10 protein-coding genes and 1 pseudogene are annotated in these 16,946 nt (G+C 46.3%); 9 read left to right on the top strand and 2 right to left on the bottom strand.

From position 1 onward, the window contains the following. Positions 1-156 precede the first annotated feature (156 nt). Positions 157-866 (top strand): IS1 family transposase gene (locus QUA54_RS02610; RefSeq protein WP_333413036.1). Its coding sequence is split into 2 segments (ribosomal slippage): positions 157-442 and positions 442-866, totalling 711 coding nucleotides; the frame shifts between segments, so codons are not numbered across the junction. A 6-nt stretch (positions 867-872) separates the two neighbouring features. Further along, positions 873-5,444, top strand: a pseudogene (locus tag QUA54_RS02605) (trifunctional serine/threonine-protein kinase/ATP-binding protein/sensor histidine kinase); the annotation flags it as partial. Between the two features lie 392 nt (positions 5,445-5,836). Here the strand turns inward: QUA54_RS02605 and QUA54_RS02600 are convergent. Beyond that, on the bottom strand, positions 5,837-8,818 hold the full coding sequence (locus QUA54_RS02600) for a PAS domain S-box protein (RefSeq protein WP_333413032.1): 2,982 nt from the start codon (positions 8,816-8,818) through the stop codon (positions 5,837-5,839). A 696-nt stretch (positions 8,819-9,514) separates the two neighbouring features. Here QUA54_RS02600 and QUA54_RS02595 point away from each other — a divergent pair. Further along, a complete protein-coding gene (locus tag QUA54_RS02595) occupies positions 9,515-9,685 on the top strand; it encodes a hypothetical protein (protein ID WP_333192069.1) in 171 nt (56 codons plus the stop codon). A gap of 9 nt (positions 9,686-9,694) precedes the next feature. After that, a complete protein-coding gene (trpD, locus tag QUA54_RS02590) occupies positions 9,695-10,810 on the top strand; it encodes an anthranilate phosphoribosyltransferase (protein ID WP_333201415.1) in 1,116 nt (371 codons plus the stop codon). Between the two features lie 229 nt (positions 10,811-11,039). Here trpD and QUA54_RS02585 read toward each other — a convergent pair whose 3' ends face one another. Continuing rightward, complete coding sequence (locus QUA54_RS02585) at positions 11,040-11,894, bottom strand: retropepsin-like aspartic protease (RefSeq protein WP_333413030.1); 855 nt, start codon at positions 11,892-11,894, stop codon at positions 11,040-11,042. Between the two features lie 118 nt (positions 11,895-12,012). On the opposite strand from QUA54_RS02585, the gene carA reads away from it, so the two are divergent. The 5 genes from carA (at position 12,013) to QUA54_RS02560 (ending at position 16,907) form a co-directional block, all read left to right on the top strand. Further along, positions 12,013-13,170, top strand: coding sequence for a glutamine-hydrolyzing carbamoyl-phosphate synthase small subunit (gene carA, locus QUA54_RS02580; protein ID WP_333413028.1), 1,158 nt, complete (start codon positions 12,013-12,015; stop codon positions 13,168-13,170). Between the two features lie 173 nt (positions 13,171-13,343). After that, on the top strand, positions 13,344-13,700 hold the full coding sequence (locus tag QUA54_RS02575) for an STAS domain-containing protein (protein ID WP_172186150.1): 357 nt from the start codon (positions 13,344-13,346) through the stop codon (positions 13,698-13,700). Positions 13,701-14,084: 384 nt separating this feature from the next. Further along, positions 14,085-14,540, top strand: coding sequence for a Mini-ribonuclease 3 (locus tag QUA54_RS02570; RefSeq protein ID WP_172186149.1), 456 nt, complete (start codon positions 14,085-14,087; stop codon positions 14,538-14,540). Positions 14,541-14,861: 321 nt separating this feature from the next. Further along, positions 14,862-16,328 carry a 23S rRNA (guanosine(2251)-2'-O)-methyltransferase RlmB gene (gene rlmB / locus QUA54_RS02565; RefSeq protein ID WP_333413025.1) on the top strand — a complete coding sequence of 489 codons (1,467 nt, stop codon included), beginning with the start codon at positions 14,862-14,864 and terminating at the stop codon, positions 16,326-16,328. A 300-nt stretch (positions 16,329-16,628) separates the two neighbouring features. Next, positions 16,629-16,907 (top strand): DUF1816 domain-containing protein, encoded by a 279-nt coding sequence (locus QUA54_RS02560; RefSeq protein ID WP_333413023.1) that lies wholly within the window; start codon positions 16,629-16,631, stop codon positions 16,905-16,907. Positions 16,908-16,946 lie beyond the last annotated feature (39 nt).

The raw sequence follows: 16,946 nt of genomic DNA, 5'->3' as shown, positions 1-16,946 counted from the left end.
AAATGGGGCATGGTGGCATGATAGGAAAGCATCAGCACTTCATTCTACTCCTCTATCATTACATATTTAGCACTACCCCAATCCAGGTAGCGCTCAAGATGTAATGATAAGTGATATAACAGTTAAAGTTGATTTCCTGGTTATCTTTGTCTGCTCATGCCTGCTTGTCCCATCTGTACATCTTCCCGAACTGTCAAAAACGGTCGCATCCACAACGGTAAACAGCGCTTTAAGTGTCATGAGTGTGGACGGCAATTTGTTGAGCATCCACACAAGAAAGTGATTGATACAGCAACCCGGGCATTGATTGACCGCTTGCTGCTGGAACGCATTTCCCTCGCGGGCATTGCCCGTGCAACTCAGGTGTCTGAGCAATGGCTACAAACCTACATCAATAAGAAATATGCTGGGGTGTCACGCCAAGTCCAAGTGACACCCAAAAAAAGGGGAGGCTAACAATCCAGTGTGATGAGTTGTGGTCCTTTGTCGATAACAAGGGAAACAAACAGTGGGTCTGGTTGGCCCTGGATGCAGACACCCGCGAGATTGTGGGTGTTTACATTGGAAGCCGGGATGAAGCCGCAGCCCGCCAATTGTGGCAATCGTTACCACCTGTCTACCGCCAATGCGCAGTTGCATACACGGACTTTTGGGCAGCGTATGGGGCTGTTCTACCCACCAAACGACATCAAGCGGTGGGAAAAGAAACAGGCAAAACCAGCTACATTGAGCGCTTCAACAATACGTTGAGGCAACGGGTGTCTCGGCTAGTCCGAAAAACTTTGTCCTTTTCAAAATCTTTAGAAAATCATATCGGTGCAATCTGGTATTTCATCCATTATTACAATGCATCATTACTTGTTTAGCACTACCAAAAATTGTACGGCAGAGAAGCCGAAGTGCAAACCCTGCTAGAAGCATTTGACCGGGTGAGTGCAGGCAGCACTGAAATGATGCTAGTGGCGGGTTTCTCCGGCATTGGTAAAACCGCCGTCGTCAACGAAGTCCACAAACCCATCGTGCGGCAGCGCGGCTACTTTATTAAAGGAAAATTCGACCAATTTCAACGCAACCTTCCCTTCTCAGCTTTTGTCCAAGCCTTTCAAGATTTAATCGGGCAGTTGCTTTCGGAAACCGACGCAAAAATCGAGCAGTGGAATTCAGAAATCTTAGCCGCTTTGGGCGAAAATGCGGGAGCAATTGTGGAAGTTGTACCCGAATTAAAATTTTTGATTGGAGAACAACCTCCCGTACCAGAACTCTCCGGCAGTGCCGCCCAAAATCGCTTTAATTTGTTATTTGAAAAATTCATTCAAGTTTTTACTACAAAGGAACATCCCCTAGTTATTTTCTTGGATGATTTGCAATGGGCAGACTCAGCATCGTTAAAGTTGATACAACTTTTAATGAGCAACTTGGGGAGTCGCTATCTTTTCTTGATGGGAGCTTATCGAGATAACGAAGTTTTTCCAGCACACCCGTTAATGCTGACCTTGACGGACATTGAAAAAGCCTCAGCAACGGTGAATACCATTACTCTAGCGCCGCTCCAGCAGTCGGATTTGAATGGTTTAATTGCCGATACTCTTGGTTGTTCAAAAGTGCTAGCACGACCTTTAACAGAACTGGTTTATCAGAAAACTAAAGGCAATCCATTTTTCAGCAGCCAATTTCTCAAATCATTGCATGAAGATGGATTAATTTCGTTTAATTTTGATATCCGTCACTGGCAGTGCGATATTGCAAAAGTAAGAACATTAGCGCTGACAGATGATGTAGTCGAATTCGTAGCAATTCAGTTACGGAAGTTGCCCGTCCAAACTCAAGAAGTTTTGAAGTTGGCAGCCTGTATTGGCAATCAATTTGACCTAGCAACACTGGCAATTGTTGAGGAGAAATCGCTTGAAGAAACTGCACTCAACCTGTGGAAAGCTCTCCAAGAAGGGCTAATATTACCCATTAGCGAGGTTTATAAGTTTTACCAAGCAGAAGGAGATGAAAACGGGGAAAACGGTAATAGGGACAAATCTATCCCATTACCTATTACCCACGATCAATTACCCAAATACAAATTCTTACACGATCGCGTCCAACAAGCTGCTTATTCTCTGATTCCAGAAGACCAAAAGCGCTCGACTCACTTAAAAATCGGTCAACTGTTATTAAAGAATACGCCAGAAGCCGAACGAGAAGAAAGAATATTTGATATTGTCAACCACTTGAATGTGGGAGTTGAGTTAATTACCCAAGAAGCAGAACGGGAGCAATTAGCACACTTGAATCTAGTTGCCGGAAAGAAAGCCAAAGCTGCTACTGCCTATTTGGCTGCTGTTGTATATTTCAAATTCGGCAGAGAATTACTGATAGCAAATAGTTGGCAAAATCAATATGAAATAACATTAGCGCTACATAACGAAGCAGCAGAAGCAGGTTTTTTGAGCGGTGATTTTGAAGGAATGCAGAGGTTCGTTGAGGTAGTACAAAACTGCGCCAAAACCTTACTGGACAAAATCATAGTGTATGAAGTCCAGATTGAAGTCTATATAGCTCAGAACAAGTTACTAGAAGCAGTTAATACGGCGCTACAAGTTTTAAAGCTGTTGGGGGTGGAGTTTCCCCAAGAGCCGAACGCCTCAGATATTGGGCAGACACTAGGGGAAACTGCGTCAATTTTGAACTGCAAGCGAATTGAGGATTTAATTGACCTGCCTCAAATGAGCGATCCCTATAAACTAGCAGCTATGAGACTTTTATCAAGTATCTTTGGTGCGGCATACATTGCTGCGCCAGAACTGGTGCCCTTGATGGTATGCAAACAAGTAAACTTGTCCGTCCAATATGGTAATGCTTCCGTGTCTCCCTTTGTTTATGCCAATTATGGTCTTCTGCTTTGCGGAGTTGTGGGAGATATAGATTCAGGTTATCAGTTCGGTCAATTGGCTTTAAATCTAGTGTCAAAGATAAATGCTCAAGAAATTAAAGCCAAGACAGTCGCCACAGTAAATACATTTATCCGACCTTGGAAAGAGAATTTGAGAAAAACCTTAGAATCTTTGTTATCAGCTTACTCTAGCGGACTAGAGACAGGAGATTTACAATATGCTGCCTATGGTCTAGCTGTGTACTCCTATTCTGCTTACTTTAGCGGTAAAGAACTGACTGGCCTGGAAAGAGAGATAGCAACTTACAGAAATGCTGTTTATAAAATCCAGCAAAAAACAGCCCTTAATTATATAGAAATCTATTGGCAAGCTACCTTAAATCTGCTCGGAAAAAGTGAAAATACTTGCCTTCTAAAGGGCGAAGCCTGCGATGAACAATTAAGGTTGCCATTGCACCAGCAAGCAAATGACAGATCGGGAATTGCCTACATATATTGGAACAAATTTTTACTTAACTACTGGTTTGAAAATTACTCAGAAGCGATTGAAAATACAGCTTTAGCAGAGAAGTATTTAGACACAGTGATAGGATTGCCCTTGGTTCCTGTCTTCCATTTTTACGATTCTTTAATACAATTGGCGGTGTATAGCAATAGTCTAGAGTCTGTTAGCGAAGCGGCGACGAAGGCGCAACAACAGGGTATTCTTGACAGAGTTCAAGCTAATCAAGAAAAAATGCAAAATTGGGCGCATCATGCCCCCATGAATTATCTGCATAAATTCTATTTGGTAGAAGCAGAACGGCATCGGGTTTTAGGGGAAAAAATAGAAGCGATCGAGATGTACGATCGCGCCATTGCCCTGGCGAAAGAAAATGAGTATGTCAACGAAGAAGCGCTTGCTAACGAACTCGCCGCCAAATTTTACTTAGAATGGGGCAAAGAAAAACTAGCACAACCCTATCTAATCGATGCTTACTATGCTTATGCTCGTTGGGGAGCAAAAGCGAAAATTGACCATCTAGAAAAGCGTTATCCCCAATTGCTGGCTGCTATCCTACAACCAAATCAAGTTCGCCAGCATCCGAACGAAACCATTCACACCTCTACCAATGGTGCATCATATATCTCTAGCACAAATAAGACTATTATTGGCAGCACAAGCAGTTCGGAGTTAGTAGATTTGCCAACTGTAATCGAAGCTTCTCAAACTCTCTCCAGCGAAATCGAGCTAGAGCAATTGCTGACTACTTTGATGCAAGTGGTTGTTAAGAATGCTGGGGCTGAAACGGGAGCATTAATTTTAAATGAGGAGGGAAATTGGAGAGTTTCCGTCCACTGTACAAATCGTCAAGATTGCCATCTAGACTCTCTGCTAGTTGAAGAGAGTCAAGCAATTCCTCTGAGCTTAATTAATTACGTCAAACGCACAAAAGAAACCTTAGTGTTTGATAATGTCAGCACTCAAACCACGTTTGCTTCTGACTCTTACATCATCCAACAGCAACCTAAGAGTGTTTTATGCACTCCCATTCTCCATCAAGGCAAAGTCATGGGGATTCTGTATTTAGAGAATAATCTCACAATCGGAGCATTTACGCGCGATCGCGTCGCCATCCTCAACATCCTCTGCTCGCAAGCTGCAATTTCCTTACAGAACGCGCGACTGTATCAACAATCTCAGGAATATGCCCAAAAACTAGAGCTTTATCTTCACGATCTCAAACAGATGCAGTTGCAATTGGTGCAGGGTGAGAAGATGTCTGCTCTCGGAAATTTAGTCGCAGGGGTAGCCCACGAAATTAACAATCCCGTAGGTTTTATTGCCGGCAACTTACAGCCAGCTCAAGAATACCTACAAGATTTGTTCGAGCTAATCGATGTATATCAAGATAGTTTTCCCAAGCCAGGAGCTAAAGTTGAAGAAAAAATCGAGGATATAGACTTAGAGTATTTGCGAGAAGATTTGCCCAAATTGATTAGCTCAATGAAAGAGGGAGTCGATCGCATCCGCAATATCAGTACGAGTTTGAGAACGTTTTCAAGGGCAGATAGCGATCGACCAGTTTCTTTCAATATTCACGACGGACTCGAAAGCACTCTGCTGATTCTCAAGCACCGTTTAAAAGCCAGCGAGTTCCGCCCTGCCATTGAAGTTGTGAAAGAGTATGGCAACTTGCCCCTAGTGAAATGTTTTCCCGGACAGTTGAACCAGGTATTTATGAACGTACTGGCTAATGCCATTGACGCTCTGGAGGAGTCAAATAAGGGGCGCAGTTTTAGTGAAATTAAAGCCCTACCCAATCAAATTACGATTCAAACTGCTCTGAGCGAATCCAACAATCAGGTTTTGATTCGGATTAAGGATAATGGAGTGGGGATGTCGAACTCAGTCCAGGAAAACATCTTTAACCACTTATTCACAACCAAGTCTGTGGGTCAAGGAACCGGACTAGGATTGTCTATAGCCCGCCAAATTGTGGTGGAAAAACATGGAGGTACGTTACTCGTGAATTCTTCCGTGGGACAGGGTTCGGAGTTTGTGATTTCTATTCCGGGGTGAGCAGTTCGTAATAGCTATTTAGCGCAATTAGCGCCGCCTCGCAACTGCGAGCCCAGTTATTAGAAGAAAGATCGAACGGGAAATGGGGAACGAGCAACCGTCTAGGGGTTCTCTTGCTAAGAATTAGCGACTTGGGACTAGGGAAAGAAAGAATATACTAATTCCCTTATCCTCCGCCCGCACCTTATTCGTGATTGAGACAGCGGTTTGCAACCGCCTGCTTTACAAACCCTCTTCCCTTTTTTTTTGTTCCCAGTTTCGAGTTAAAAGTTCCCTTGAGATTTTAAGCCTCTACCTTACCAAAATGAAGGCCACTATCATGCTACTGAGATTGTGGAGTTGAATTTCATAATTTGAAAGTTGAATTTCCGACCTAAAAACTCTATCGCACTTTACGGGTGTTCGATCGGCAATTCTATGATAAACTCGGCTCCGTGGCCCAGTGCAGACACGCAGCTCAGTTTGCCACCGTGTTCTTGAACAACTTTGTAGGAAATTGACAAGCCTAAACCGGTGCCTTTGCCGGCGGGTTTGGTGGTAAAAAAAGCCTCGAATAGCTGCTGGGAAACTTCTTCTGGCATACCGGGGCCGTTGTCAGAAATCCTAATTACAGCATTGGAGTTTTGGACTTCTGTCCTAATTTTAATTTTGCTGCGGTTAGCTTTGACTTCTGGAACTGAATCCCCTTCGTTGTATTCCTCGATCGCGTCGATCGCATTTCCGATCAAATTCATAAATACCTGATTGATTTTCCCCGCATAACACTCAACCAAAGGCAAATTTCCATAGTCCTTAATTACCGCAATTTCCGGATAGTTGCCTCTGGCTTTCAGGCGGCTTTGCAGGATCAGCAGCGTTCCTTCAATCCCTTCGTGCAGGTTAACTTTGCTCATTTGAGAATCATCTTTGCGGGAAAAATTCCTGAGAGAGCGCACGATTTCCCGAATGCGATCGGCCCCAACCTGCATCGAAGACATCGCTTTCGGCAAATCTTCTAGCAGAAACTCTAGGTCGATATCCTGAATTTTACCTTTAATTGCTGCCGGCGGCTGCGGGCAGTGCTTCTGGTACATATCGATCAAATTCAGCAAATCTTCCGTGTAGTGGCCGACGTGGACGAGATTGCCGCAGACGCTGCTAACGGGATTGTTAATTTCGTGAGCGACACCAGCTACCATTTGACCGAGAGTAGACATTTTCTCTGTGTGAATTAATAGAGCTTGAGTTTGCTGCAATTCGTGCAAAGTATTTTCTAATTGAAGTTTTTGTTGGGTTAACTCTGTTTGCGATCGCAGCAAAGCTTCTTCACTGCGTTTCTGCTCGGAAATATCAGTAATTAACCCTTCCAAAGCTATTAACTCTCCCGAGTCGGAAAACACCCCCAAACCTTGCTCCCAAACCCATTTTAATTCGCCATTTTTAGAAGTAATTCGGTAATTTAGCTGATAGGGTCGATTTTCTTGCAACGCAACTTGCACGGCATTCCACAAATTATCGCGATCGTCCGGGTGAGTCAATTCCGAGAGAGAAATTTGCCGAGTGCCGATAAATTCTTCAGGAGAATAGCCTGCTAACTGATAGCAACCTTCGCTGACAAACTCCATACTGCGATCGGCATCGTTGCGAAAACGGTAGGCCATCCCCGGCAAATTGCTCATCAGCGTCGCCAAGGCCCGCTGGCTTTCCCGTAGGGCTTCTTCGGCGTGTTTGCGATCGGTAATATCCGTCATCACCGCCAGCATACAGAGTTCGCCGTCCAAGTTAATCAATTCCGCTGACAGCAAACACACCACCACCGATCCCGACTTCATCCGAAACTCGCATTCCTGATTGCGAACAACACCTTGTTCGTGCAAACTTTGTCTAAAATTAACTCGGTCTTGAGACCTTACCCAAATATTTAACCCCGGTACTGTATTCCAGATAGTTTCTTCTAAAGCATAACCAATCATCGACAGAAAACTATCATTAACTTCAATAAAACGACCCTCAGCAAAAGTAGTAATAATCATCGGATCAGGGCTCGATCGAAAAGCCTTAGAAAACTTTTCTTCCGATAAACTTAACTTTTTAATAGCCTCTTCCAACTGACTTGTCCGCTCTTTAACCCGGCATTCCAATACCTCATTAGCCTGCTTCAGGGCTTCCTCAGCCTGCACCCGATAAGTGATATCGCGCACCACGCCTTGCAGCCCTATTTTGCCGCCGATATCCATAGAAGTTAGCAGCACTTCCGCCGGAAACTCAGAACCATCCAAACGGCAGTGCCGCCAGTCAAAACGGCAATTTCCCGATCGCAGAGCCGTATTAATTCGATCTTGAGAAAGACTCATAGAATCTTGCCCGTCCGGTTGCAACGGCGGGCTGAACTCCGAAGGATGCTTGCCGCAAAACTCCGACTCAGTGCTGCATCCAAATAACTTTAAAGTAGCCGGATTGCAATCCAAAAAACCCTCTTCGTCTAGCAGCATTACCGCATCAGTCGTCGATTCGTACAAAGTGCGAAACTTTTTTTCCGACGCCTGCAAAGAAGCAATCAATTGCATCTTTTCCTCAGCCGCCCGCTTTTGCTCAGTAATATCCTGCATTACTTGAGAAAAGCCCTGCAACTTTCCCCTTTCATCGCGCAAAGGAGTAACAATAATATTCGCCCAAAATCGCGATCCGTCTTTGCGAAGCCGCCAGCCTTCATTTTCGTATCGACCTTCTGCCACCGCCCCGATTAATTTTTCTTGGGGCTTGCCAATTTCAAGATCTTTTTTCGTAAAAAAACACTCCGCATTATTGCCGACTATTTCATGAGCTCTGTATCCCAAAATGCGTTCTGCACCCGAATTCCAGCTAGCTACATACCCCTCAGTATCTAACATAAATATAGCATAATCCTTAACGCCTTCAATTATTAAACGCAGGCGTTCCTCGCTTTCTCGAAGTCCAGATTCTGCCTGCTTGCGCTGGGTGATATCTTCTACAAAACCTTCGTAGTAGAGCAATTTACCTGCTTCATCGCAGACAGCTCGCGCATTTTCAGCGATCCAAATTATTGTTCCGTCCCGCCGATAAATCTGCGACTCAAAATCAGATACGATGCCCTGTTCTTGCAAAGCAGAAACAAACTGATCGCGCCGATCGGGATTGACGTAAAGCTGATCGCTGATATCAGTCAGACAACTCATCAATTCTGCTGCGGAATTATATCCGTAGATACGAGCCAAAGCTGGGTTAGCGCTGATGTAGCGACCGGATTCGGTTGTTTGAAAAATGCCCGACACAGCATTTTCAAACATACTATAATATTTTGCTTCCATTTGGTGCAGTGCCTCCGCGACATTCAGGCATTCTATCGCTTTATTTTCTAATTTTTGATTTCCCACTTGTGAATACCCTGCTCTTGGATGTGAGTTGAATATTTTTGGTCTACCGCCTGTTAAACTTGAGCCGTTAATGAGGCAGAAAGATGCTGTGGCACAGCCGGACACAAATGTGTTTATTCATCTGTCATACAGGGCTGTTAGTTGTTAGTTGTTGCAGATCGAAGTTTAGTTTATCCGGTCTGTCTTTCTTTGAGCCGTGACTGGCTGTCACAATCGGATCGCCAAATCGATCGGCCTGCGGTGCAGGTATCGGAAGAAAACCCGCTCGTTGAAATCTCCCTGAAATATATTAGCAGTTGAATACCCTGATATAAATTAGCGGCAAGGCTGTTGTTACAATAAAAATTAGGGACTTCTAGAACCGCAAAAGTCTATTTTTATGATTTGGGGGAGAGTGCGATCGACTCTTACCCAAGACAACTAACCTGCCTGTATGAGCTAAACGCTCCCTGTCCGTGCTGTCAGTCGATTTGAGATTTGAGATTTTAGATTAAAGAATTGACTCCACAGATGAATCTGGGGCTCCCTAATGTCTAAAATTTTTTGGTCTCCACAACTCCTGTCGGAAACTTTTATCGGTCTTTGGGTGCTCTGAGTTACTGTTAAGTATTCTTTCTGATAGATAATACAGCAGACTGCTGGCAGTTGTACGATCGGGGGTTTCTCTGTAAAGTTGGCACAACAATAGGGTAATTGTTGTATCAAAAAATTCATATTCGGCTGCTGCGGGGGGACAAATTCTGTTGCGCTGCTGGCATTTGGGCAAAAATCTGGGTGCAGGTGCGCAAAATTTGGTCGGCAAGTCTGGTAAAATCCCGATCGATTCTCGGTTTGGCCGAAAAGCTCGATCGGGCTAAATTTGACTAGAACTAATAAATGACAGATTCCCCTCTACTAGCAACGCCAGAGTTATCTCCTGCTTCAACCCACACGGCGGATTCTCCTCTGTGGCCGGCCCTGCTGGAACAACTGTTAGACAGACAATCTCTCTCACGCGCCCAAGCAGCCGACTTGATGCAGGGATGGCTAGCAGAAGCTATTCCCCCCGTCCTTTCAGGAGCAATTTTAGTGGCCTTCCAAGCCAAAGGCATCTCTGCCCAAGAATTGGCAGGAATGGCTCAGGTATTGCATTCTCAGTCGCTTGCAGGCGAATCCGAGAGCGTTTTCAATCCCAAATCCTCAATCTCCAATCTCCAATTAATTGATACTTGCGGCACTGGCGGCGACGGCGCTTCCACGTTTAACATTTCCACTGCTGTAGCTTTTGTGGCCGCCGCGGGCAAAGTTCGAGTTGCCAAACACGGAAATCGATCGGCATCGAGCAAAGTGGGCTCTGCTGACGTGTTGGAAGCACTCGGAGTCAACCTCAACGCCGATGGCGCGAAGGTAAGAGCTGCGGTAGACTCCGTGGGTATCACCTTTTTATTTGCGCCGGGGTGGCATCCAGCACTTAAGGCTGTAGCGTCGCTCAGGCGCACTTTGAAGGTGCGCACTGTTTTTAACCTTTTAGGGCCCCTTGTCAATCCTATGCGCCCTACAGGGCAGGTAATTGGGGTGTTCGATCCCAGTCTGGTATCAACTATTGCTCAAGCTTTGGGCGAGTTGGGGACTGAGTTAGCTGTAGTCGTTCACGGCAGAGAAAAATTGGACGAGGCGGGTTTGGGTGATGTGACTGATTTGGCGGTTTTGTCGGATGGCAAAGTCGAACTCACTACTTTAGATCCTGAAAAGGTAGGATTGACACCAAGTGCGATCGGCTCGTTAAAAGGCGGAAATGTTGAGGAAAACGCCGAGATTTTGCGCAACGTTTTGCAAGGCAAAGGTACGCGAGCACAAATGGATGTTGTAGCTTTGAATGCGTCTTTGGCTTTTCAGGTGGGAGGTGCAATTCCTATGGGTTCTCACGCAGCAGGAGTTTCTCTGGCTAAGGACATTTTATTGAGCGGCGAATCTTGGTTGAAGTTGCAGCAGTTGATTGAGTTTTTGAAATGAAGGAAGAGGGAAGAAGGAAGAAGGAAGAAGGAAGAAGGAAGAGGGAAGAGGGAAGAAGTAAAGAAAAATTTAGAATGCCAAAATCTTCCCGATCTAACCATCTAAAACTCAGCCTTCTGCATTCATACTTTTTCAAGTTGGGAAACTTTTTTCTCTCTTCTCTTCTTGTTGGTTAGTAAAAAAAATCCTTCTTCCTTCTTCCTTCTTCCTTCTTCCTTCTTCCCTCTTTTTAAGAGCGCGGTCGAAATTCAATCACATCTTGCTTAATCGTTATGTCTTTATTACCAAAAAAATCGTGACCCAAAAGTCCGATATCTAGGGATGGCGAGATGGCAACAACTACATTTTGAACTGCCAGGCCCCCAGCTTCAATAGAAGTCAGGCGACCGAGGGGAAAAGTAGCAACTCCGTTCGGAGTTTGTGCTTGCACTGTTCCCTGAAGAACAACGCCCAAGGCTTTAGCCATTGCTGGTGTAATTACTGTGCCACTAGCTCCAGAATCTACCATCATCTCGAACTTTTGTTTGCCGTTAAATGTGACTTCTATGACGGGGATATTAGCCTCTCGGCGTTTGATTTTTGCCTGAAATACTCCTGACTTGGCCGCCGCGGGCGAAGTAGCGGGATTCAATGCTTCGGGGAGAAAACCGCAAACTGATTGGCTGAGGTTGAGGGTTCGGCCTGAGGAGCTGCGCATGAAGCATCCCTCACTTTCTTGAGCCACTGCTCGCGAGGAGTTGGCAACAGTCCCTACTAAAATTGAACTGCTCAGAGAAATAACTGTTGTTAACACCAGTAACGGTTGGCGCAGGTTTTGAGCGTTCAGTAGATGCTTGTATAAGTTTGAGAGTAAAGGCAAGGGAGATTTGCTAGCCATAGTTTGATTAAACGGTGTAGCTCGATCGTAACAGCGACAACTGCCTTTTGGTATAGATTTGACTTTCCGCCCGCCCTCACAAGCTGCTGGTAGATAAATTGCTGGTCGAGAGGGAGATGGAGAGAGTAGAAGATGCCGGGGGTGAGGAGTGGGACAATTTGCACTTGTTGCAGCTTTTTGATTACCTGTTGCTTCTGCCTCCGGCATAAGTGCCTTGCTTTACCGAACTCTTGCACAAATTAAAATAATATTTGTATCTTGCCGGCTAGCATCAAATCTCTGGCAGTGGTAAGAATTAAACCAAACGAAAGTAATTAAGGATGCCATGTCACTTTCAACTGCACAACCCGCTCTCCTAGTCCTGGCTGACGGTACTGCTTACCGCGGCTGGTCCTTTGGCGCTAACGCTACCGTCGTCGGGGAGGTAGTATTCAATACCGGAATGACGGGCTACCAAGAAGTCTTGACAGATCCCAGCTATTGTGGGCAAATTGTAACTTTTACTTATCCAGAATTGGGCAATACCGGGGTAAATCTCGAAGACGAAGAATCCTCGCGCCCGCAAATTCGGGGTGCGATCGCCCGGAACGTATGCAGCCGCCCCAGCAACTGGCGCTGCTCGCAATCTCTGCAAGACTACCTGAAACAGTACGATATCCCCGGAATTTACGGCATCGACACCCGCGCCCTCACTCGCAAAATTCGCACGGTGGGAGCGATCAACGGCGGCATTTCGACCGCGATTCTCGACCAGGCGGAGCTTTTGGAGCAAGTGCAAGATGCCCCCAGCATGGACGGGCTGAATCTGGTTCAGGAAGTCAGCACCCGCAAGGTTTACGAGTGGTCTGAAGCCACGGACTCGGTTTGGGAGTTCAGTCCTACAGTCAAACCTGCTAGCGGCGAAATGTGGACGGTGGTGGCGCTAGACTTTGGGATCAAGCGCAACATCCTGCGGCGTCTGGCGAGTTACGGGTGTCGGGTCATCGTTGTACCTGCTGACACGTCGCCAGAGGAAATCCTCAAATACAACCCGGACGGCATTTTTCTGTCCAATGGCCCCGGAGATCCGTCGGCGGTAACGGAAGGGATCGCGACTGCGAAAGCTTTGTTAAAGTCGGACAAACCCGTATTCGGCATCTGCATGGGACACCAGATTTTGGGACTTTCCTTGGGTGCAGAAACTTTTAAACTTAAGTTCGGCCACCGGGGATTGAATCATCCAGCCGGTTTAACTCAGCAAGTAGAAATTACTAGCCAAAATCATGGTTTTGCGATCGACCCCGATTCCCTAGTCCCCGAAGTAGAAATTACTCATCTCAATTTGAACGATCGCACCGTAGCCGGATTGAAGCACAAAACTCTGCCGCTGTTCTCAGTCCAGTACCACCCAGAAGCCAGTCCCGGCCCGCACGACGCTGACTATTTGTTCGATCGATTCGTGCAGTCAATGCGAGACAATCAGAAAGTAGCCAGCAGAAAGTAGTCTCTTAGTCAGCAGTCATCAGTCAGCAGTCAGCAGTCCGCTAATGACTGCTGCCTCAAAAAAAAACTAAAAACCGCTGACTAAAAAAACTGTAGACAAAAGACCAAAAAACTCCTATAATGAAGCCTCGACTTTAAGCCATATCTAGCTAGGAGGGTGTCATTCCTGAGTCATTGACCCTGACCGTTAGCCTCAGAGGCACTCGCGAAGTCAAGAATAACTATCAGTTATTTCGCTTGACTGGCCTGCTGGACGCTTTTTCTGAGGCAACTTTTCGGAAGGTACTGAGCAAATGTATTGACGAGGGCCCAAAACACGTAATTTTGGACTTGTCTCAGATAGACTTTGTGGATAGTTCAGGCTTGGGTGCGCTTGTGCAACTTGTCAAAAAAGCCCAAACCTTGGAGGGGACATTGCAAATTGTCTCAAATCCCCGCGTAACTCAGACTGTTAAACTGGTTCGCTTAGAGAAATTTTTGTCTTTGCAGCCTTCGGTTGATGAGGCGGTAAAAAACGTCAAGGATGCTTGACGCCAAAGTGGACTAAATTAGCTATCCGGTTCTCAGCGCTGGATAGCAAATTTTTATTTTTGTGCTGGTAAAGCAATACCGATTTTCCCAGAAGCTGCGACAAGTCTTGCCGCTATTTCCCCCTATGCTTTGAACTCCGGTGGCAGGGCAGTAAAATATGTGTTGCAAAAATGCGGAAAAATGGTATAAGAAGTAGAGCATCCCGATGAGTGTAAAAAGCCTTTTTTAGGACTGCGAGCGTCGCGCAAAGCTTTGCCTGTATATCTCGCTTCGTGCTCTGAGAGCGAACACTCCTGTGAAAGCTATAATTGCTGAAGTGACGAAAGACGAAATAAGTCAGTGACTAGAAAAACCAAGCTGTGCGGAAGTTTTATTTAAAAAAGTATGTTGCCGATCGCAGATGACGGGCTCAAACTGAGTCTGACGGATATCAGTTTAAATCGAGTGCATCCTGCGAGGGCGACACCAGCAGAAATAGAAAGAATTTCGCCCGCAGCCTGGGCATATTTGGGGGATGCAGTATACGAACTCTACATTCGGAGTTTGTATTTAATGCCGCCCAGAAGATTGCAAGCTTATCATGAATTGGTGGTGGGGCAAGTACGAGCCGAAACTCAAGCGCGTCACTTGCGATCGATCTCTCCTTACTTGAACAGTATAGAATTAGCCGTTGTCAAGCGCGGCCGCAATGCCGCATCGGGCCGTTCTAAGCGAGCAGATCCAGAGATATACCAACAAGCCAGCAGCTTAGAAACTTTGATCGGATATTTGTACCTCACCGATCCCGAAAGATTGACCGAACTTTTGGCACTTTTAGAACTTGAGAATGAAATGATTTAGCAGTTAAGAGTTGGGAATGAGGAAGGATTAATTAACAACCCTTGCACGGCGACAAACCTAAAACAGCAAAAATCTCGATCGGGCAAACAGGATTTATCAGCCATTAATTAGCAACTTTAGCACAGCAAAATCCTTGCTCCCTCCCCACCCAATCTAAAATCTCAAAGCCCCAAGATCGATCCGTCAATTCTTCAATTATTCAATCGATGCTTCCTCCCCAGCCAATCTAAAATCTCAAAGCCCCAAGATTGATCCGTCAATTCTTCAATCGAAAATCAAAAATCGAAAATCAAAAATCGTTTTGACTGCCACAAAAAACCCATGAGAAAATTTACCAAACCAAGCTCCTCGCGCTCAAATTCCGACAGCAAGCCATTCAAAAGCGAAGGTCGCCGTCAGGACTCACAACCGTCCTCTCCCCGCTTTGAACGCAAGCCCCGTCCCGACACTCGCGGAGTAGATGCGCCTCAAAAGCGATCGACCTTCGCCCCCCAATCCCGAGAAATGCCCGTGCGAGCAATTTTCAAACGGAGAGCCAATTCCGACAGCCAACCGGAAATTCGCAGAAATAATCATTTCAAAGACAGAGACAGCAGCCCCCAGGAATCCCGGGGCAATTATTACCAAGACAGAGACAGAGACAGAGACAGCAGCCCGCAGCCGGTTCGCAACAATTTCCGAGACAGAGACAGCAGCCCCCAGCCAGTGCGCAACAATTTCCGAGACAGAGACAGCAGCCCCCAGCCGGTTCGCAACAATTTCCGAGACAGAGACAGCAGCCCCCAGCCGGTTCGCAACAATTTCCGAGACAGAGACAGCAGCCCGCAGGAATCCCGGGGCAATTATTACAAAGACAAAGACAGAGACAGCAGCCCGCAGGAATCCCGGGGCAATTATTACAAAGACAAAGACAGAGACAGAGACAGCAGCCCGCAGGAATTCCGGGGCAACCATTTCAGAGACAGAGACAAAGACAGAGACACTCGCCCTGTTGACACTGCCTCAAATACAGTCGTGCAACCAGACGCAGACACAGACGACATGATTTACGGCCGCCATGCGGTGCAAGCGGCTTTAGAAACAAACCAAGTCCTGAACCGGATCTGGGTTGTCCCGCACCTGCGGTACGATCCCCGCTTTCACAGCTTGCTAACCGAAGCCAAGGCTAACGGCAGTATCATTGATGAAGTTGACGATTTGCGCCTCGACTACATCACGCGCAAAGCCAACCACCAAGGCGTAGCCGCTCAAGTATCAGCATACGAATACCTGGATTTGGGCGAACTGATCGCAAACGCTAAGTCTGCTTGCGAAGATCCAGTAATTGTGGTGGCAGAAGGACTCAACGACCCCCACAATCTAGGGGCGATCATTCGCACCGCAGAAGCATTGGGAGCTCAGGGCATGGTGATTCCGCAGCGGCGGGCTGTTGGGATTACCTCGGCAGTGAGAAAAGTGGCAGCAGGGGCATTGGAAAGCCTGCCAGTGGCGAGGGTTGTCAATCTTAACCGGGCGCTGGAAGAATTGAAAGAGGCGGGATTCTGGATTTATGGCACTGCTGCCGGCGTGGGTGACTCGGTAGAGACAATCAAGTTTTCTGGGCCCACTGTTTTAGTGGTGGGGGGTGAAGCTGACGGTTTGAGCCTTTTGATACAGCGCGGCTGTGACGGATTAGTTTCAATTCCTTTAAGGGGGAAGACTCCTAGCCTCAATGTCTCGGTAGCAACGGGGATGGCTTTATACGAAATTTACCGCCAGCGCGGGCCCAAAAAGTTTCACGTACACTGATCGTAAAGGTGCTTGAAAAAAAGAGCACAACAGAGTAGTTTATTGTGGGTGCCGCCCAGAATTGAGCGGCAGCACACTTTGAACAAGTAAGGAGAGCCGATCGGCTTTCGTTACGGACAGGCGAAAGTACAAGGGGCTTTCCCCCTACGTTCAAACAGGAATTCAATACCAATCTATTTAGATATCAGCTTTAAATAGGTTTGGATAGGTTCTTGGTAGCAGTCAGCCACGTGTAAATAACAAAAGCCTAGGCGTGTTCGCAGCACCCTGAAAACACCGTCAAATACGTTAGAAAAGCACATGAAAGAATTCTTGATTAGCTTGCTCAATTTTTTCGGATTGGCTTGGTGGGTTGAAGTGAAAACTTCAGCCCCGCGGTGCATTTACTATTTTGGGCCGTTTTTGACGGCTCCAGAAGCGGAAGCTGCAAAAGCAGGATATGTAGAAGACATAGAAAATGAAGGGGCAGAAGGTCTTCGTGTTTCAATTCTTCGCTGCAAACCTGTTACTTTGACGGTTGCAGATGATTTGGGAAAGCTGACTGATGGAGGGCTGTGGCCTGTTTTGAGCGGTCAGTAGAAGCAGGGGAAATTTTGAGTTTTGAGTTGTAAATTAAAA

The sequence above is a fragment of the Microcoleus sp. MOSTC5 genome (assembly GCF_036701825.1).
In the GTDB taxonomy this organism is placed as follows: Bacteria; Cyanobacteriota; Cyanobacteriia; order Cyanobacteriales; family Microcoleaceae; genus Microcoleus; species Microcoleus asticus.
This window is presented reverse-complemented; position numbering and strand designations above follow the sequence as displayed.